Raw genomic sequence first — 16081 nt, forward strand, 5'->3', positions numbered from 1 at the left:
GTAGAATAGCGGTTTTTTATGTTATTTATTTTTTATGAAGTATGAAATGGCCTGCAGACCTTTGCACAAGCACTGTAGCGTTCTGTGATAGATTTTGAAAACATATAATCATAGGAGGAAGTGGTATGCCCTCATTTGACTAAGTTGGTTCACAAAATGTGTATTTAAGCTTTTCTATTTTAGGCGCTTCAACTTCAATAACTTGATTTGCTTTTGGAATAAGGAAGTGGTTAATATTAAAAACCCTAACAAAATAAGACTGATTTTATCTATAACCATTGGAATTATTATTTTGGCTCTCCCTATTCTAACTAACCAGCTTATGACGTTTCGTTGGTTCAAAGTTATCGGTGATGAGGAGACTTGGATCGCTTTTTATGGAAGCTACCTAGGAGGAATCATTGGAGGGTTAATGACTCTGGCGGGTGTCTTAATAACATTAAACTTCCAAACAAAGAATAAACACCAAGAAGATGAAGTGAATGAACATAAAACACTTCTCATGCTGTATCCAAAATTTCTATTAATAAAATCAAATTTAAAGAACATAAGACTTTCATTGGAAAACAATCACCAAATGATTGAACAGGGATACGAATGGAATAAGATCGAACGTGAAAGATTCAAATGGAGAATAAAGAGGTTGGCAGAAAAACTTAACTTTCTGGAAGAAATAGATTCTAGCAAACTTCTTCCAGAAACGATTGTAAAACTCATGGATTTGAATAGGGAATTAGAAAATATATATGTGGCGGTCTCTGTATTAGAGGGGAACTTTGAAAGTGGGTTTCCACCTGAATCATGGGAGGAATATTCCCATGGAGTCAAGGATGCGATGGACCTGCTGGATGTAACAATAAACGACTTAAATATTCGTTGAAATCCCCGTTGAGCGAATTAGAGGTGGTTCCTAGTCTTATACAGAGTTCCTTCCATCCTTGCTCAAGAGATGCGTTCTTAGCTTGAGTTATACTCAGAGTAGGTTTCTCCTTTTTCCTATTAGGGAAAATGCTCTCTATAAAACTTACTCAGGAGGAATCACAATGCCTAACGAAACCAAACAAACCTTCCACATCACAGACGCCAACGACTTTAACCGCGTCTGTGTGGAAAACGACGGATTAGCTTTCCCAGAACTGAAAAAGATGATGGAAGACTACATATTAAGTCAGGCCACCATGGAGTTTAAGGAATGCTGGATTCAGGATCAGCAAGTGGAAGAAATCAGAACAGTCCAGGTGAATTTCCTGGATACAAACTCCCAAAACTTTATCCGCCTCTTTGGTTCGAAAAACAATGAAACCGATGAAGTATTGAATATGAAAGTGGATGCCATTGACTTGAATACGGAAGAAGTCGTCTATGAGCGTCAATTAGCATAAAAATTTTGAGAAGGCAGGCTGTTAAAAGCTGAGCCTTCTCTTTTTTGAAGGTGGATAATAATCATGAAGTAGGTAATAAAGTAATATATAAATATATTTATACATAATCTCATATTTACTAATTTGTATTATACCCACCGCCGTTCTACAATTAGACTCGTAAACAAATTCACTTTCTCAGGAGGAATGGAAAATGAGTAAACATATACTGATGGTCGTTACGACGGCGGATAAAATGAATGAAGAGTTGGACACGGGTCTTTGGCTTTCTGAATTTGGGGAAGCCTATGTAGAATTCGCCAAGAAAGGGTATGATATTACTGTTGCAAGCCCGAAAGGCGGGAAAGCGCCAGTGGATGATCGTAGTCTTGAAGGTGGCGAAACACCTCAGGAAATTCTCGATACGGCGAAGTATTTGGAAGAAACCTTGAAAATCGGTGAGGTCACCGATTTTTCCAAGTTCGATGCAATCTTTTTGCCGGGTGGTCATGGAACGATGTTCGATCTACCGGATAACAAGAAACTGCATGAAACCATCCGTGACCTTTATGAAGCGGACAAAGTGGTGGCTGCGGTTTGTCATGGTCCGGCAGGTCTTGTCGGTGTGACGCTATCCGATGGTTCGCCGATCGTGAAAGGCCAAGCGGTTACGGCGTTCACCGATGAAGAAGAGCGTGCGACGACATTGGATGCGTACATGCCTTTCTTGTTGGAAACACGTTTGCGTAAACTTGGTGCAGACTTTGTCGGTGCAGATAATTGGGCGGACCATGTGCAAGTTTCCGGTCACTTGATCACAGGCCAAAACCCTCAGTCAACCATCAGCGTTGCAAAAGAAGTCATCAACCAGCTTGAAAAATAATGAAGTTTGGAGGAGCCTGTGAGATATCCATCTTACAGGTTCTTTCGTTCTGAAAAGGAGAGATATCATGATCACAATAAATGCAATCATTCAAGCGAAACAAGGGCAGGAAGAAGCGCTGTTCATGGAATTGAAAAAAGTCGTTGAACCTTCGAGGGAAGAAACGGGTTGTGTGGAATATACGCTTCACCAATCCTTGGACGAAGATGGGACCTTTGTTTTTTATGAAACGTGGGAAGATGAAGCGGCGTTGAAAGCGCATGTTGAATCGGAACATTATAAAGCGTACCGCCAGGCGACATCAGAACTGACTGATTCACGCACGGTTCATAAACTGCGGAAAGTATAAAAGGAATAGGAAGCTATGATCGATTTTGAATGGTATCGCAGTTTCATCGGTATATACAAACACGGTTCGGTATCTGGGGCTGCCAAAGCGCGATTCATGACCCAACCGGCGATGAGCCAGCATTTGGCTGCTCTGGAGTCAGAAGTCGGTGAGCCGCTATTTACACGGGCACCAAGAAAAATGGTCCCGACGGATAAAGGGAAGGAATTGTACACAAAGCTTGTGCCGCTCATTGAAAACCTTGAAAGCACGACACAGGAAATTAAGCAGACCTCCAACCATCCGTCTGAGATGCCACTGATCAAGTTAGGTTCACCGGTAGAATTTTTTACAGGGAGAGTCTTGGAGAAGGTCAGGTCTCTGGATATCCGGTATCTTGTCCACTTCGGTACGGCGCCCACGCTTTTGAATCAATTGATCCATGAAGAAGTCGATTTGATCATGACACCGAAGAAACAGACGGTTACAGGGATTGAATACACTCGCCTGGAGGTTGAGTCATTCGTAGTCGTGGCACCAAAAAATATGAGGGTGGAGGAAGAGCTGGAAGACATTGAAGCCTGGCTGCAGGAGCAGGCTTGGCTGAGTTACGGACTCGACCTTCCGATTATTCGCCGATATTGGCGGGAACATTTCAACAAACGCCCGGATATCAAAGCGAAACATATCATTCCTAACTTGCAGTCGATCCTAAAGGCGATTGTAAGAGGGATGGGCATCAGTGTGCTGCCGAAGTATTTGATCGAAGAAGCTGTGGAAGAAGGAAAAGTCCAGATTCTTTTTCCTGAAGCATCGGTAGGAAATGCTCTCTACGCAGCTTACCGGATCGACCAGCGCGATGAACCGAACATCAAGTCCATTGTCCAACAGTGGAAAAAATAAGACCGTGCCTCCCGTTGGTAAGGGAAGGCGCGGTCTGTTTTTTTATGAATTAACCGTCGTTCCTTTCACTTGCTTCACAAATTCTTTCATGATGGAAGGCAAATCTGGCCACGCGTGACCGGAGATGAGATTGTCATCGACATAATTCATTTCATCCATGTATTCGGCACCGATACTCTCTACTTCAGGGCGACACGCGTGATAAGCGGTCATCTTACGTCCTTCTACAACATCAGCGATTGTCGTCAGAACAAGGCTGCCATGGCACATGACGGCAATCGGTTTGTCTGCGATGAAGAAATGGCTGACGATACCTGGCAGGTCATCGTGCATACGGATATGTTCAGGGGCGCGGCCACCTGGAATGATCAGTGCATCATAATCATTCGGATCGACTTGTTCGAAAGTCATGTTTGAATCGATCATGTAGCCTTTTTTTTCGGTGTACGTTTCCCAGTCTTCAAAATCGTGGATGACTGTATTCAATTTCTTCTTGTGAGGTGCGGCAATATCGACATCAAAACCTTCTTCCAAGCAGCGGAAATAAGGATAATACACTTCTAAAGCTTCGACAGCATCTCCGGTGACGATCAACACTTTCTTTGCAGTCATCTTTCACCCTCCTAAAGTAGAATTACATAAGGTGTAGTACCCTTATTCTCTTCTTTGATAACCACATTTTTACATCATTTAAAAGAACTTGTTGGATCTTCGTTGAACTGAACCTTATACATTATTTAGATGAACAGTGGAAAAGGTATTTCTGCCATGATGGAAGTTCCTATTTGGAAGAAAAACCTGATATCAGGAAGCACTCGTGGTCAGGTTTTCATGGTAAAGTATGGATAGAATGAAAGTAAGGGAGGAGACGCCATGACTTGGGTACAATCGATGCAGAAAGCGATTGACTTCATGGAACAGCACCTATTGGAAGCCATCTCCATAGAAGAAATCGCACAGGCTGCTCATACCTCACCATTCCATTTCCAACGCATATTCAGCCTGCTTACAGACACGACGGTTGCGGAATATATGCGAAGGCGGAGGTTGACGTTGGCCGCTCAGGAATTGAGAAAAGGGGAGCGGAAAATCATTGATGTCGCCTACACGTATGGCTATGAAACTCCCGAGTCTTTTTCCCGGGCGTTTCGGAAACAGCATGGCATCTCACCGAGGGAAGCGCGAAATTACAGTGGGAAGATGACCGCATACAACCGCCTGGTTATCCAGGTGAACCTAAAAGGAGCGGATCCGATGGAGTATGAAGTGGTGGAAAAAGAAGCGTTTCAAATTGTCGGTGTGAAAGAGCAGTTTTCGTGTGTTGGTGACGAGGAGAATGTGAAAGGCATCCCTGAAATGTGGGAAAGAGTGAATGGGGATGGAACCGATCAGAAGTTGTTGAAGCAAAACAATGGTCCCGTTAAAGGTCTGCTTGGCGTCTGTGAGGATAAGAATGAGGATAAGCCGAACCACATCGATTATTGGATCGCAGTCGCTCATGAAGGCGGAGAAGTCGAGGGCTTGGAATCTTTAGATGTTCCAAAAGCAAAATGGGCGGTTTTCGGTGTTCATGGACCGATGCCACACGCCATGCAGGAAACATGGAAGAAAATCTACTCCGAATGGTTCCCTTCCAGCGGCTATGAAAATGCCGGGGGTCCAGAGCTTGAAGTCTATCAAAATGGGAACCCGAACAGTAAAGATTATTACTCGGAAATTTGGATTCCGGTCAAATAGTTAGGGAGAGCACAGTCCTTTGTCGGATTGTGCTTTTTCTTATGGAATAAAGGATTTTATTGGCAGAATGTAGAAGGTAACAAGTATCCATTCATAACAAAAGGGAGGGAAGTTGTGAGATCATTTTTTCTGTTTCTCGCTGTTTTCCTAACCTCGTGTTCACCACTTTCCGCACGCATTCCTGAGAAGATTACGGTTCATGAAATGGAAAGTTTTGATGAAAATATACAAGCCGAGTCAATCGTCATTAAGGATAAAGAAGATATTCGAAAATTCCAGGCAGGGATCTGGGGCGCAGGAAAGGAATCTGGAGCCGTTGATCTTGATGATCCCGAACTTGCTTTTACATTAGGGAAAGAGTCTTACTTTTTATGGTTGGAATCAGGAATAATCATGAATCAAAAGAATACCCATACCGTTTATATGCTGACGGAACGGGATTATAAAAACATAAAAAGGATCATTTTGGAGAGGAATGAAAGCCCTTGAGCTTTTTTTCAGGAGTCTATCAAATCAATGTGAGAGTAAAAGAAATCAATAAGGCTGTGGAATGGTATGAGGAGATCCTTGGTTTTCACGTGTTGAAAGATTACGGGAAAACCGTTGTTCTCGAGCATGACGGAGGAGTACCGGTTTGTCTGATTGAAAAGCCTCCGCACACAGAGCTGCCCGATAACCTTGATGGCACTCACCCTGTTTTCAGCATCTCTCCAAGCAACGTGGAAGATTGCAAAAAAGCCTTGATGGACCGGGGAGTCGTCGTTTTAGAAGGCGGTAGTGAAGGTCATTTCAAGTTCAGAGATTTGGATGGCAATCTATTAGAAGCTTATTTGGCCGGGCTTTATGAGGATGAACAATTCAAGTCTTATCGCTGAGGAGGGGGAGATTTTGGACATTGGATATACCATTTGTTTCATCAAGCGCGGTGAAGAATTGCTGCTGTTGAATAGAAACTCCCCTCCCGTTCAGGGGTTATGGAACGGAGTCGGAGGAAAAATCGAGAAAGGGGAAACGCCTCTGTCTAGTGTGCAGCGTGAAGTGGCAGAAGAAACGAACCTTTTTCTTGAAAAGAATCTATTCGAATATAAAGGGACGATTTCCTGGGCAATAGATGGGGAGGGTTCAGGTGGGATGGAAGTGTTTGTCGTGAGGATCAATGATGATGACCTCTACCCAGCGCCTTTCGAAATGGATGAGGGCATTCTAGCTTGGAAAAGCGTGTCCTGGATCCTTTCAGAAGACAATCATGGGGTCAGTCCGATGATTCCTTATTATTTACATACGGTTTTGAATGAGAATCAAGAAGTCCATCACCATTTTACCGTCCGTCATGGAAAAATCATCGAATACGCAAAAGGAAGGGAGAGAAAGCATATTGTTGTTCCGTGAGCTGAAACAAGAAGACTGGAAGAAGATCCATACCTACGCTTCAAAAGTGGAGGTTTCTCAATACCAGCCGTGGGGGCCGAACACGGAGAAGGACACGCAGGACTATGTCCAGCACTTGGTCCATGAAATCAGGCAGCCCGAACCCCAAAAACATGCGTGGGCCATTTTACGTGAGGCGGATGAACAGCTCATTGGTGTTGCGGAACTGACGATTTTGGATGCTTATCATCAGACTGGAGAAATCGCTTATATCTTACACCCGGATGAGTGGGGGCGGGGCATGGGGACCGAAGTTGCGAATCGATTGATTCGTGATGGATTCAAATCGTTCCAGCTCAAACGTATCCAGGCGACCTGTCACCCTGAAAATAAGGGATCGATCCGGGTGCTGGAAAAGTGCGGCATGGAGATGGAAGGAAGACTACGTGACCATTTGAAAATGAAAGAAGGGCGTCGTGATTCCCTGCTGTTCAGTGTGCTGAACGATGGATAAGTGGCGAGGTGCAGCAGCCATCTGTATTAGTGAAAAGAACGAACTTTTGATGGTCCTTCAGGGGAAGCCGGGAGAAAAGAAAACCTGGACGGTCCCTTCTGGAGGGGTGTTTGAAGGGGAAAGTCTGGAACAGTGCTGCATGAGAGAAACGTTTGAAGAAACGGGTTATCTCGTCCATGTGACCGAGCGGCTGCAAACGAAAAGAGGAAGGATCGGGAAGACGGATATCCATGTTGAATACTTTTCCTGTATCGTGACGGGTGGTCGTATGCACATCCAGGACCCTGACCATTTAATCCATGAGATTCGCTGGGTTTCACAAAAAGAGCTGAACGAATGGCCGCTCTCTTTTCCTGAAGACCAGACCTTTTTAAACCAGATGCTGACAAAAAAGAAGGAAGGAGTGGATCGTACATGAAGATGCTTGTCATTGGCGGGACGAAATTTCTTGGGAGGCATATCGTGGAATCAGCCTTGAACGAGGGTCATGAGGTGACGTTGTTTCATAGAGGCAAGACCAATCCAGATTTGTTTGAAGATGTGACCAATATCTTTGGAGATAGGGAAAACTGTGGGGATCTGGAAAAGTTGGCCGGACAACAATGGGACGCGGTGATTGATACGTGTGGGTATAAACCATCCACCGTATCCAAGAGTCTGGAGGTCCTTGCCGGCTGCACAGAAAAGTACATCTTCATTTCTTCCATATCGGTTTATCCGGATTTTACTGCTGTTGACCAGCTGGAGGAAACGGTAGAACCGATGACGTTGACTCAAGAGGAACTGGAAGAAGCGGAACGAACAGAAGCTTTTGACCCATCCTTATATGGACCTCTGAAAGCTCATTGTGAACAGGAAGTCCAAAGCAGGATGAAAGATAGAGGCATCATCATCCGCCCGGGATTGATTGTAGGACCTCATGACCCGACCGATCGATTTACATACTGGCCTTCAAGAATCGCTGAGGGAGGAGAAGTGCTCGCTCCCGGCAGGAAGGATCAACAGGTTCAGTTCATTGATGCAAGAGATATAGCGGAGTGGGTGGTCCAGCTGTCTGCTACTGAACACACAGGGGTCTTCAATGCTAACGGTCCGGAAAACAAGCTGACGATGCAAGGTTTTCTGGAGACGTGTGCATCAACGCTGAATGAAGAGGTGTCATTTACATGGGTATCCGCACAGTTTTTGGCAGATGAAGGTATCCAGCCCTGGAAAGACCTTCCCGTTTGGATTCCGACCGAAAAAGATTTCAGTCAGGATACGACGAAAGCGATTCAGAGTGGATTGAAATTCCGCCCGTTAAAAGAAACCATTTTGGACACGTATCGCTGGGATCAGCAAAGAGTGGAAGGTGTAAGAGGTGCAGGATTGACAAGGGATCAAGAAGCATCCGTTTTGAATAAATGGCATAGAGGCTGACTCTTTCAATGATGTGCTGGATAATCAAGTCCCAGCAGTAGGTTTTTAGAGGGAAACCAAAAATATTGAACCAGTGAATAGGACAACAAGATTTAGGAGGGCTGTATGGAACGATATTTTATAAAGATTCGAAATAAAAAAGTCCGTGTGACCGAATGGGGAGAACAGAGTCACCCCGTCATTTTTTGTTTGCATGGACTAGGATCGACGAGTCTCAGCTTTATCGAAATCGCGGAGATCTTGCAAAACGAATATCGCATCATCTCTATAGATGCCCCTGGACATGGCCAGACGGAACCTTTTGATGAAGTGGAAGAGTATGAAATGAAAGCAATGGCTAGCTGGTTGAAGGAAGTACACCAGGAGTTGGACCTTGAAAAATTCTATTTCCTCTCCCATTCATGGGGAAGTTTCGTCGCCTTATTTTATGTAGATGCTTTTCCAAACCCTGTGTTAGGCAGCATCCTTTTGGACGGTGGATATCAGACGAAGCGTCTCGGAAATCAAACCGTCGAAGAGGAAGTGGCCTTTTATGAAAAGGACTTTGAAGAAGCGCTGGAAAGCTGGGAAACCTTCATTGATGTCGCTGTCTTCGCTCCTGGAGCACGCCGTTCCGATTCATTGAGGCTCGCTGGAGTGGACCTTGCTTTGAAAGAGAACGGTAAATTTTATTGGCACGCCAGAGGGCGGACCGCGGCTTCGATCGTAAGAGCCATGCACAAAGATGAAACCGCAGACCTTTATCACCGCCTGCCATCAAATTTGCTGTTATTACGAGCCACTCAACCAGAGCACATGGAGAAGCAAAGGAATAAGACCGCCTCTATTTTTGAAAAAGAAACAGGGGCCAGGGTCGTGGAGGTTCCGGGGACCTCTCATATGATGCACTGGGATCGTCCCGAACGGATCGTTCAATACATCAGAAATCAATGGAGTTGAAAAATTTCATGAAAAACGAAACTCAAAGTCAGCCATTAACAGGGAAAGTGGCCATTGTCACGGGCGTAAGTCGCGAGCATGGGATCGGAACAAGCACGTGTGAGAGGCTCGCTGAAGCAGGGGCAGATATCTTTTTTACTCATTACTGTCCTTATGATGAAAAAGATGGAGAAGGAATAGAAGAGCATTGGCCGGACACACTCGCGAAAAAGCTGGATGAGCGAGGTGTTCGTGTCGCTCATATGGAAGCGGATTTGAGAGATAAAGATCTGCCGCAGAAGTTATTAGAGAATGTGGTAAAAGAAATCGGAGTGCCATCCATTCTTATCCATAACGCAACATTCAGCGTGAACTCGAACTATAAGAATTTGACTTCAGAATTGCTGGATGACCATTATGAAGTCAATAATAAAGGTCCGATCCTGCTGACGCAGGCCTTCGCCAAATTATATGAGAAAAAGTTCCACTCGGAAGAGGGAGGAAGCATCATCTTTTTAGTATCCGGAGGTCCGGACCCGGATAATCTGGCTTATATAGCTACAAAAGGGGCTTTGAAGGCGTTCACCCCGCCATTAGCCACAGGACTTGCGCCCATCGGAATCAATGTGAATGCCGTCGATCCCGGACCAACAGACACGGGTTGGATGGATCCAGGAACGAAGGAAGGGCTTTTGCCTTTATTCCCTAAAGGACGGTTGGGAACGGCGGACGATGCAGCCAAGCTGATTCGGTTCCTTGTGAGCCCGGATGCTTCATGGGTGACGGGGCAGGTCATCCATTCAGACGGTGGATTTTTAGGTCGATAATAAAAAAGGAGGAAAATGAATTGAAAAGCCCAATTCAAAACGAAGTCGGAGCCATTTTTGTCCCAGTCAAAGACATCGAGAAAGCCCGCGACTGGTATTGCGATTTGCTTGATGTGCCAGCGGAAGAAGAGTTTCCCGGCGGTCACCTGTACGTTTTGCCTATGAAGCATGCCGGGGTCGTGCTGGATAGCAAGATTTATTCTGAAGAAGCGGTGTTTGGCGCGCCAGCCTTTCATTTTAATACAGAAGATATCGAGGCTGCTTACACGTACATGAAAGAAAAAGGGATCGATGTGGTCTCTGAGATTCAATTCGGCCATTTTTTCAATTTCAAGGATCCTGATGGGAATCTGTTGATGATTTGTCAATGCTAGGAGGAAAACGATGATTTTACATACAGAGGTGGTAGGAGAAGGAGAACCTCTCGTCTTCCTGCACACCGGCTTACAGACGGGGAGGACGGATTTTGAAGAGCAGCAGGAGTATTTCTCCTCGAAATATCAGGTGGTTTCGCCTGATTTAAGAGGGCATGGGAAATCTTCGGCCGATGACTTGAATGACTATTACAACCAGGCGGCTGATGATTTGGCCGATACGCTCAGGTCCATGGAATTATCGAGTGCTCATGTGGCAGGGTGTTCATTTGGAGCCTTAGTAGCGATAATTTTGGCAAAAAGCCACCCTGAACTTGTGCGGACGTTAACGATTTCAGGAGTGACCCCTCTCAAACCGGAAAATTGGGAAACTTTGAATGAGAAAGAGTCCAAGTTCCGCATGAATCTCTTAAAGGACGAAGAGACGTGTGCCTACTTCGATTCTCTCCACGAAGAAGGCTGGCAGAGGTTTATTCATATGGGACAGGACGAAGGATGGTACCCTTTTGAAGCGACGCGTTCCATACAGGACCTGGATATGACCGTCCTTTTTTTTGATCGGGGAGGGTCAGGAACATGAACTCAAGGGCGTGAGGATTTACAAAGAACAATCAGACTCCGTTCATGTAGCGGTTCTTCCCTTTGCTTCCCATTTGGTCCATGCAGAACAGCCGGATTTGTACAATCAGACCTTGGATGTGTTCCTCACTAACAGGGAATCCTGAAGGGGAATCAAGCATAAAATAAAGGAAAAACCGAACGGTATCGGTTCGGTTTACAATACTGATCAAGTGATCTTACGGATGTTAATGGAACTCATATCTGTCATATGAGCGGATTGGTCTTTGTCTTCAACCCATAAGAGAAAATCGTTATGGAGGTTGAGGTCTTCATTGTCTGAGCTGAACTGGATGAAAACACCTGTGCCGATAGATCTTCCGGCAGAGAACACTTCAATGCGGTCTCCTGTACGAAACATATCCATCACCTCCTTCCATCATAGAGGGATACTCTATTCTATGAAAATAGGAAAGGGAGGCTTGGACGCAAGTGTAACCTAACTTTTTAATAAAGAAGGAGGGGAAAAGGATGAAGCGGTTTGCTGTATTGACGGATGTGCACGGAAACACGTATGCCCTCAAAGCTGCACTTCGTGATATCAAGGAACAACGTGTGGATCATCTCTTTTGTATGGGAGATCTCATCGGAATCGGTCCTTTTTCCAATCAAGTGTGCGAATACTTTTATTCTTTAAAGGATACAGAAATTGTGAGAGGAAATCATGATGAAGCTGTGCTTGCTCTGATGAATGGTGAGCCTTATCCTGAGAGTAGGATCGATGTGAAGGAGCATCACCAGTGGATCGCTGATCGCTTGTACAAGAGGTATGCGAATTGGCTGGAAAGTCTTCCACGGCAGATCAATACAAAGATTGAAGCGCGTACTTTTCAGTTTGCACACTATCCGATGGACACGAAATCGAGTCTGCTGCCCATTAGTGAGGATCCATTCGATCAACTAGTACCACCGAATGGGGAAAACTTTTCGCAGTTAGATGAATTAGAAGCAGAGACGGTCGTATGCTTTGGCCATGACCACGACGTCCATCATTTTTCCATGAACGACAGAGTGTTTTTTAATCCAGGATCCCTGGGGTGTTACAACGAGCCCTATGCCCGTTATGGAATCATTGAAATTGACGGTAGAAAAGTTCGATTTGTTAAACGTCGAGTACCTTATCCAATGGATACATATTTAGAACACTTGAATCGGATCGACTTCCCACGTAAGGAAGTGATTCTGAAGCTTTTTCAAAAAAACAGGAGGGCCCATCATGACACCACCGAAACACATTGTATCAGCAGCGACCATAATAACGAATGAAGAAAAGGAAGTGCTCCTAATCAAAGGACCGAAGCGTGGCTGGGAGATGCCTGGAGGCCAAGTGGAGGAAGGCGAATCCTTGAAAGAGGCCGCCGTCAGAGAAACCAAAGAAGAATGCGGGTTGGACATTGAGGTCACAAGATTTTGCGGCGTATTCCAAAATGTTGATCGCTCCATCTGCAACACGTTATTCTTAGGAAAAGTGGTAGGGGGAACGTTGAGGACGACAGAAGAAGCATTGGAAGTTGGTTTCTTTCCCTTGGAAAAAGCCCGGGACATGGTGACATGGGGGAACTTCCGGGAAAGAATCGAGCTTTGTTTAGATGAAAGCCGACAACCATTTTTGGTAGATTTCTGATTTCCGAGCAAAAAGTAAAAGGAACTTCCCCGCTGGAAGTTCCTTTTTTATATATTAGACCCATTTCACAACATCTTCGAAAGACCGGCGTGATTTCTCAGGCTGTTCTTGGGCGCGGTATCCAAAGGCGCACATGACCGAAATACCGAAGCTCCCGTCCTCGAGGAGACCTTCTTCTTCTAGAAGATTGTTCATCTTCTCCATGTTGAAGCCTTCAATCGGGCAAGAGTCGATGCCGATTTCAGCTGCGGCTGTCATCATATTGGATAGAGCAATGTACGTTTGTTTTCCAGCCCAGTCATAGAGGGGGCGGTCGCCTTCAAGAAGTTCAAAATCTTCTTTCTGGAACTCTTCGATCCGGCCCAAATATTTTTCCATAAAATCTTCGGGCAGCTGTTTCACGTTCTTGAAGTGATCTTGCAAGTATTCGGAATCATACTGGGTATCCTTCCTCGTCCTTGCGAGGAAAATGACGAAGTGACTCGCATCCGGAAGTTTCCCATACGCGCCCCAGGCCGTGTCCTTGATCTTTTGTCTCAGTTCAGGATTCTGAACGACGACAAACCGCCACGGTTCGAAACCGAACGAGCTAGGGGATAAACGGCCGACTTCAAGGATGAATCTGAAATCATCTTTTAGCCGCATTTAAAATTTCCTGCTTTTTCGTTTCTTTGTCACTCATCTTTTTTTCCCTCCTTCTTTGATTTCCAAAATAATATACCACAGGGGAGGGAGAGAATTCATGATTTATGCTTTACACAGCTTCCTGATAAGCGGCTTCTCCACCAGGATGTAAACGATAATAGATCGGATATGCCCTCGTGTAGAAGTATTGAATCACTGGTCCAAGAAAGAGCATCGGAGCAAGGGTTCCGAGTCCGACCGGTCCACCAATGGCTAAGGCAAGGCTAGTCATGACGACCGCAACCAAGGTTTGACCCGTTTGGAGACTCAATTGGAACCTTGAACTTACCGCAAGGAACAGCTGATCAACGGGGGCTCTCGGGAATTGTGGCAGGATATAGATCGCCACTCCCAATCCGATGAATCCGACTCCCGCAAGCAGCGTCACGACTTGTAAAGCAAATGGGGCGGTGGATAAGTTTACTGGAGCAAAAACAACTTCCAACCAGAAGTCCAAAATCAAACTTTCCAGAAACACAGGCACAACCGCCCTCGATTCAGGGAGTGCGTTCATCAATTTGGCATTGATGAAGATGATGATCAATTGAAAAGCTCCGTACCAAAAACCGACGGTATAACCGAAGTGATCCGAGACTCCGATGAAAAACGAAGTCCAAAATCCAGCTCCGAGCGTCGCGTTGATGAGAAGGGCGACACCGAAGAAATTGATGAACATGCCGACAAGGTAAACCGTGGCACGATAAAGCATGACATATGCCTCCTTTCCATAAAAAAAGTGGTCACGAGTAGAGGGTTTCTCTAAATCGTGACCACATTTTATTAGCGATTATTTTATAGGTCAATCAAAAAAATTTGGAAAGAAAACCGAGTCCCGGCATGGAGGAATTTCGACTTTTAAAAGACTTTCGTCGTCCAGTCTTCGCAGTTCCATACATCTGTGACGACATCTTCATAAAATTCAGGTTCGTGTGAAATGAGCAGGACGCTTCCTTTGTATTCTTTCAACGCACGCTTCAACTCAGCCTTGGCATCTACATCCAAGTGGTTCGTCGGCTCATCGAGTACGAGCAGGTTCGTTTCTTTGTTGATCAATTTACAGAGGCGGACCTTCGCCTTTTCCCCACCGCTCAATACTTGTACTTTACTCTCGATATGTTTACGAGTCAGTCCACACTTCGCAAGCGCCGCGCGTACTTCGTATTGAGTGAAGTGACGGAACTCTTCCCATACTTCCTCGATACACGTGTTGTCTCCGACTTCCTTCAACTCTTGTTCAAAGTAACCGATGTGCAAATGCTCTCCAAGCTCAACGGATCCAGTGACCGGCTGAATTTCACCGAGGATACTCTTCAGCAAGGTCGTTTTACCGATGCCGTTCGCCCCGGACAAGGCGATTTTCTGACCGCGTTCCATCGATAGGTTGAGAGGCCTGGATAGCGGCTCATCATATCCGATGACAAGATCTTTCGTTTCAAACAAATATTTCCCTGGTGTACGAGCCTGTTTAAAGTTGAATTGTGGTTTCGGCTTTTCGGCATCAAGTTCGATGACGTCCATCTTATCAAGTTTTTTCTGACGGCTCATCGCCATCTTACTTGTCGCCGCATTCGCTTTGTTTCGAGCCACAAAATCCTTCAAATTGGCGATTTCTTTCTGTTGCTTCTTATAAGCGGCTTCCAGCTGCTGTTTCTTCATATCATAAACGCGGAGAAATTCATCATAGTCGCCAGGGTAACGGCTCAGCTCCTGGTTTTCCATATGATAGATCAAGTTGACGACACTGTTCAGGAACGGGATGTCGTGGGAAATGAGGATGAAGGCATTCTCATATTCCTGCAGATACGTTCTCAGCCATTCGATGTGTTCGACATCGAGGTAGTTGGTCGGCTCATCGAGAAGTAGAATTTCTGGCTTTTCCAGTAACAGTTTCGCAAGCAGGACTTTCGTTCGCTGTCCGCCACTCAGGTCATGCACATCACGGTCAAGCCCGATTTCATTCAGACCGAGTCCGTTCGCGACTTCTTCCACTTTGGCATCAATCGTATAGAAGTCGTTATTCGTCAGCATATCCTGAAGGACTCCGGTCTCTTCCAATAGATCCTGAAGCTCATCCTGATCGACTTCGCCCATTTTGGCAAAAAGGTCGTTCATCTCCTGTTCCATATCGAACAAGTATTGGAAAGCTGTACGCAACACATCGCGGATGGTCATGCCCTGTTTTAAATCCGCATGCTGATCAAGGTACCCGATACGAATCCGCTTCGACCAGGTGATTTTCCCGGCATCCGGCTCGAGTTTTCCTGTAATGATATTCATAAACGTCGACTTGCCTTCACCATTCGCTCCGATCAAGCCGATGTGTTCTCCTTTTAACAAACGAAAAGACACGTCATCAAAGATCGCCCGATCCCCGAAGCCGTGGCTCAAGTTTTTTACTGTGAGTAAGCTCATTGTCGTTAACACCTTTTTCTATCGTTAGATTCGTCCTTCTATATTATAAAGGGGAATGAGGGGAAACGATAGGGGAAAAGTAGGAAGAGTTGAGGAAAGGAGTGGGTGGCC

General features: G+C 45.4%; 23 protein-coding genes. 18 read left to right on the forward strand and 5 right to left on the reverse strand.

Annotated elements, in window-relative coordinates; all coding sequences use genetic code 11:
• Positions 1–226 precede the first annotated feature (226 nt).
• The 5 genes from GLV98_RS01415 (at position 227) to GLV98_RS01435 (ending at position 3475) form a co-directional block, all read left to right on the forward strand.
• Positions 227–880: a hypothetical protein gene (locus tag GLV98_RS01415; RefSeq protein ID WP_160911353.1), complete on the forward strand. Its 654-nt coding sequence runs from the start codon at positions 227–229 to the stop codon at positions 878–880.
• Between the two features lie 163 nt (positions 881–1043).
• Positions 1044–1382 carry a hypothetical protein gene (locus GLV98_RS01420; protein ID WP_160911355.1) on the forward strand — a complete coding sequence of 113 codons (339 nt, stop codon included), beginning with the start codon at positions 1044–1046 and terminating at the stop codon, positions 1380–1382.
• A gap of 193 nt (positions 1383–1575) precedes the next feature.
• Complete coding sequence (locus tag GLV98_RS01425) at positions 1576–2244, forward strand: type 1 glutamine amidotransferase domain-containing protein (protein WP_160911358.1); 669 nt, start codon at positions 1576–1578, stop codon at positions 2242–2244.
• Between the two features lie 67 nt (positions 2245–2311).
• Positions 2312–2593: a putative quinol monooxygenase gene (locus tag GLV98_RS01430; protein WP_160911360.1), complete on the forward strand. Its 282-nt coding sequence runs from the start codon at positions 2312–2314 to the stop codon at positions 2591–2593.
• A gap of 15 nt (positions 2594–2608) precedes the next feature.
• A complete protein-coding gene (locus GLV98_RS01435) occupies positions 2609–3475 on the forward strand; it encodes a LysR family transcriptional regulator (RefSeq protein ID WP_160911362.1) in 867 nt (288 codons plus the stop codon).
• Between the two features lie 42 nt (positions 3476–3517).
• On the opposite strand, the gene GLV98_RS01440 is transcribed toward GLV98_RS01435, so the two are convergent.
• Positions 3518–4087: a DJ-1/PfpI family protein gene (locus GLV98_RS01440; protein ID WP_160911364.1), complete on the reverse strand. Its 570-nt coding sequence runs from the start codon at positions 4085–4087 to the stop codon at positions 3518–3520.
• 261 nt (positions 4088–4348) lie between these two features.
• Between GLV98_RS01440 and GLV98_RS01445 the strand changes: the two genes are divergently transcribed.
• The 11 genes from GLV98_RS01445 to GLV98_RS01495 all read left to right on the forward strand — a co-directional run bounded on the left by GLV98_RS01445 (position 4349) and on the right by GLV98_RS01495 (position 11212).
• Positions 4349–5212, forward strand: coding sequence for an AraC family transcriptional regulator (locus tag GLV98_RS01445; protein WP_160911366.1), 864 nt, complete (start codon positions 4349–4351; stop codon positions 5210–5212).
• A gap of 114 nt (positions 5213–5326) precedes the next feature.
• A complete protein-coding gene (locus GLV98_RS01450) occupies positions 5327–5701 on the forward strand; it encodes a hypothetical protein (protein WP_160911368.1) in 375 nt (124 codons plus the stop codon).
• Entirely contained in the window at positions 5698–6087 is a 390-nt protein-coding gene (locus GLV98_RS01455; RefSeq protein WP_160911370.1) for a VOC family protein, read from the forward strand. Before GLV98_RS01450 ends, GLV98_RS01455 begins: the two co-directional genes overlap by 4 nt.
• A gap of 13 nt (positions 6088–6100) precedes the next feature.
• Positions 6101–6601, forward strand: coding sequence for an NUDIX hydrolase (locus GLV98_RS01460; RefSeq protein WP_237417012.1), 501 nt, complete (start codon positions 6101–6103; stop codon positions 6599–6601).
• Entirely contained in the window at positions 6588–7094 is a 507-nt protein-coding gene (locus GLV98_RS01465) for a GNAT family N-acetyltransferase (RefSeq protein ID WP_160911374.1), read from the forward strand. The genes GLV98_RS01460 and GLV98_RS01465 overlap by 14 nt, the downstream gene beginning before the upstream one ends.
• Complete coding sequence (locus GLV98_RS01470) at positions 7087–7512, forward strand: NUDIX hydrolase (RefSeq protein ID WP_160911377.1); 426 nt, start codon at positions 7087–7089, stop codon at positions 7510–7512. Before GLV98_RS01465 ends, GLV98_RS01470 begins: the two co-directional genes overlap by 8 nt.
• Positions 7509–8513 carry an SDR family oxidoreductase gene (locus GLV98_RS01475; RefSeq protein ID WP_160911379.1) on the forward strand — a complete coding sequence of 335 codons (1005 nt, stop codon included), beginning with the start codon at positions 7509–7511 and terminating at the stop codon, positions 8511–8513. Before GLV98_RS01470 ends, GLV98_RS01475 begins: the two co-directional genes overlap by 4 nt.
• 105 nt (positions 8514–8618) lie before the next feature.
• Positions 8619–9452 (forward strand): alpha/beta fold hydrolase, encoded by an 834-nt coding sequence (locus GLV98_RS01480; RefSeq protein ID WP_160911381.1) that lies wholly within the window; start codon positions 8619–8621, stop codon positions 9450–9452.
• A gap of 8 nt (positions 9453–9460) precedes the next feature.
• Complete coding sequence (locus GLV98_RS01485; RefSeq protein ID WP_160911383.1) at positions 9461–10258, forward strand: SDR family oxidoreductase; 798 nt, start codon at positions 9461–9463, stop codon at positions 10256–10258.
• Positions 10259–10278: 20 nt separating this feature from the next.
• On the forward strand, positions 10279–10632 hold the full coding sequence (locus tag GLV98_RS01490) for a VOC family protein (protein WP_160911386.1): 354 nt from the start codon (positions 10279–10281) through the stop codon (positions 10630–10632).
• Positions 10633–10642: 10 nt separating this feature from the next.
• Entirely contained in the window at positions 10643–11212 is a 570-nt protein-coding gene (locus tag GLV98_RS01495; protein WP_237417013.1) for an alpha/beta fold hydrolase, read from the forward strand.
• Between the two features lie 207 nt (positions 11213–11419).
• Here GLV98_RS01495 and GLV98_RS01500 read toward each other — a convergent pair whose 3' ends face one another.
• Complete coding sequence (locus GLV98_RS01500; protein WP_237417014.1) at positions 11420–11611, reverse strand: hypothetical protein; 192 nt, start codon at positions 11609–11611, stop codon at positions 11420–11422.
• A gap of 110 nt (positions 11612–11721) precedes the next feature.
• On the opposite strand from GLV98_RS01500, the gene GLV98_RS01505 reads away from it, so the two are divergent.
• Together GLV98_RS01505 and GLV98_RS01510 are read left to right on the forward strand one after the other, a co-directional pair.
• Positions 11722–12516 (forward strand): metallophosphoesterase family protein, encoded by a 795-nt coding sequence (locus GLV98_RS01505; protein ID WP_160911390.1) that lies wholly within the window; start codon positions 11722–11724, stop codon positions 12514–12516.
• The gene (locus tag GLV98_RS01510; protein WP_160911392.1) at positions 12467–12874 is read left to right on the forward strand and encodes an NUDIX hydrolase; all 408 of its coding nucleotides are present in this window, start codon (positions 12467–12469) and stop codon (positions 12872–12874) included. The genes GLV98_RS01505 and GLV98_RS01510 overlap by 50 nt, the downstream gene beginning before the upstream one ends.
• A gap of 54 nt (positions 12875–12928) precedes the next feature.
• Here the strand turns inward: GLV98_RS01510 and GLV98_RS01515 are convergent, their stop codons facing one another.
• The 3 genes from GLV98_RS01515 to GLV98_RS01525 all read right to left on the reverse strand — a co-directional run bounded on the left by GLV98_RS01515 (position 12929) and on the right by GLV98_RS01525 (position 15970).
• Positions 12929–13519, reverse strand: coding sequence for an NAD(P)H-dependent oxidoreductase (locus GLV98_RS01515; RefSeq protein ID WP_160911395.1), 591 nt, complete (start codon positions 13517–13519; stop codon positions 12929–12931).
• Between the two features lie 109 nt (positions 13520–13628).
• The gene (locus GLV98_RS01520; RefSeq protein ID WP_160911397.1) at positions 13629–14267 is read right to left on the reverse strand and encodes a YczE/YyaS/YitT family protein; all 639 of its coding nucleotides are present in this window, start codon (positions 14265–14267) and stop codon (positions 13629–13631) included.
• Between the two features lie 146 nt (positions 14268–14413).
• Positions 14414–15970, reverse strand: coding sequence for an ABC-F family ATP-binding cassette domain-containing protein (locus GLV98_RS01525; RefSeq protein WP_160911399.1), 1557 nt, complete (start codon positions 15968–15970; stop codon positions 14414–14416).
• Between the last annotated feature and the right edge of the window lie 111 nt (positions 15971–16081).

It is taken from the genome of Halobacillus litoralis (genome assembly GCF_009856415.1).
In the GTDB taxonomy this organism is placed as follows: Bacteria; Bacillota; Bacilli; order Bacillales; family Halobacillaceae; genus Halobacillus; species Halobacillus litoralis_C.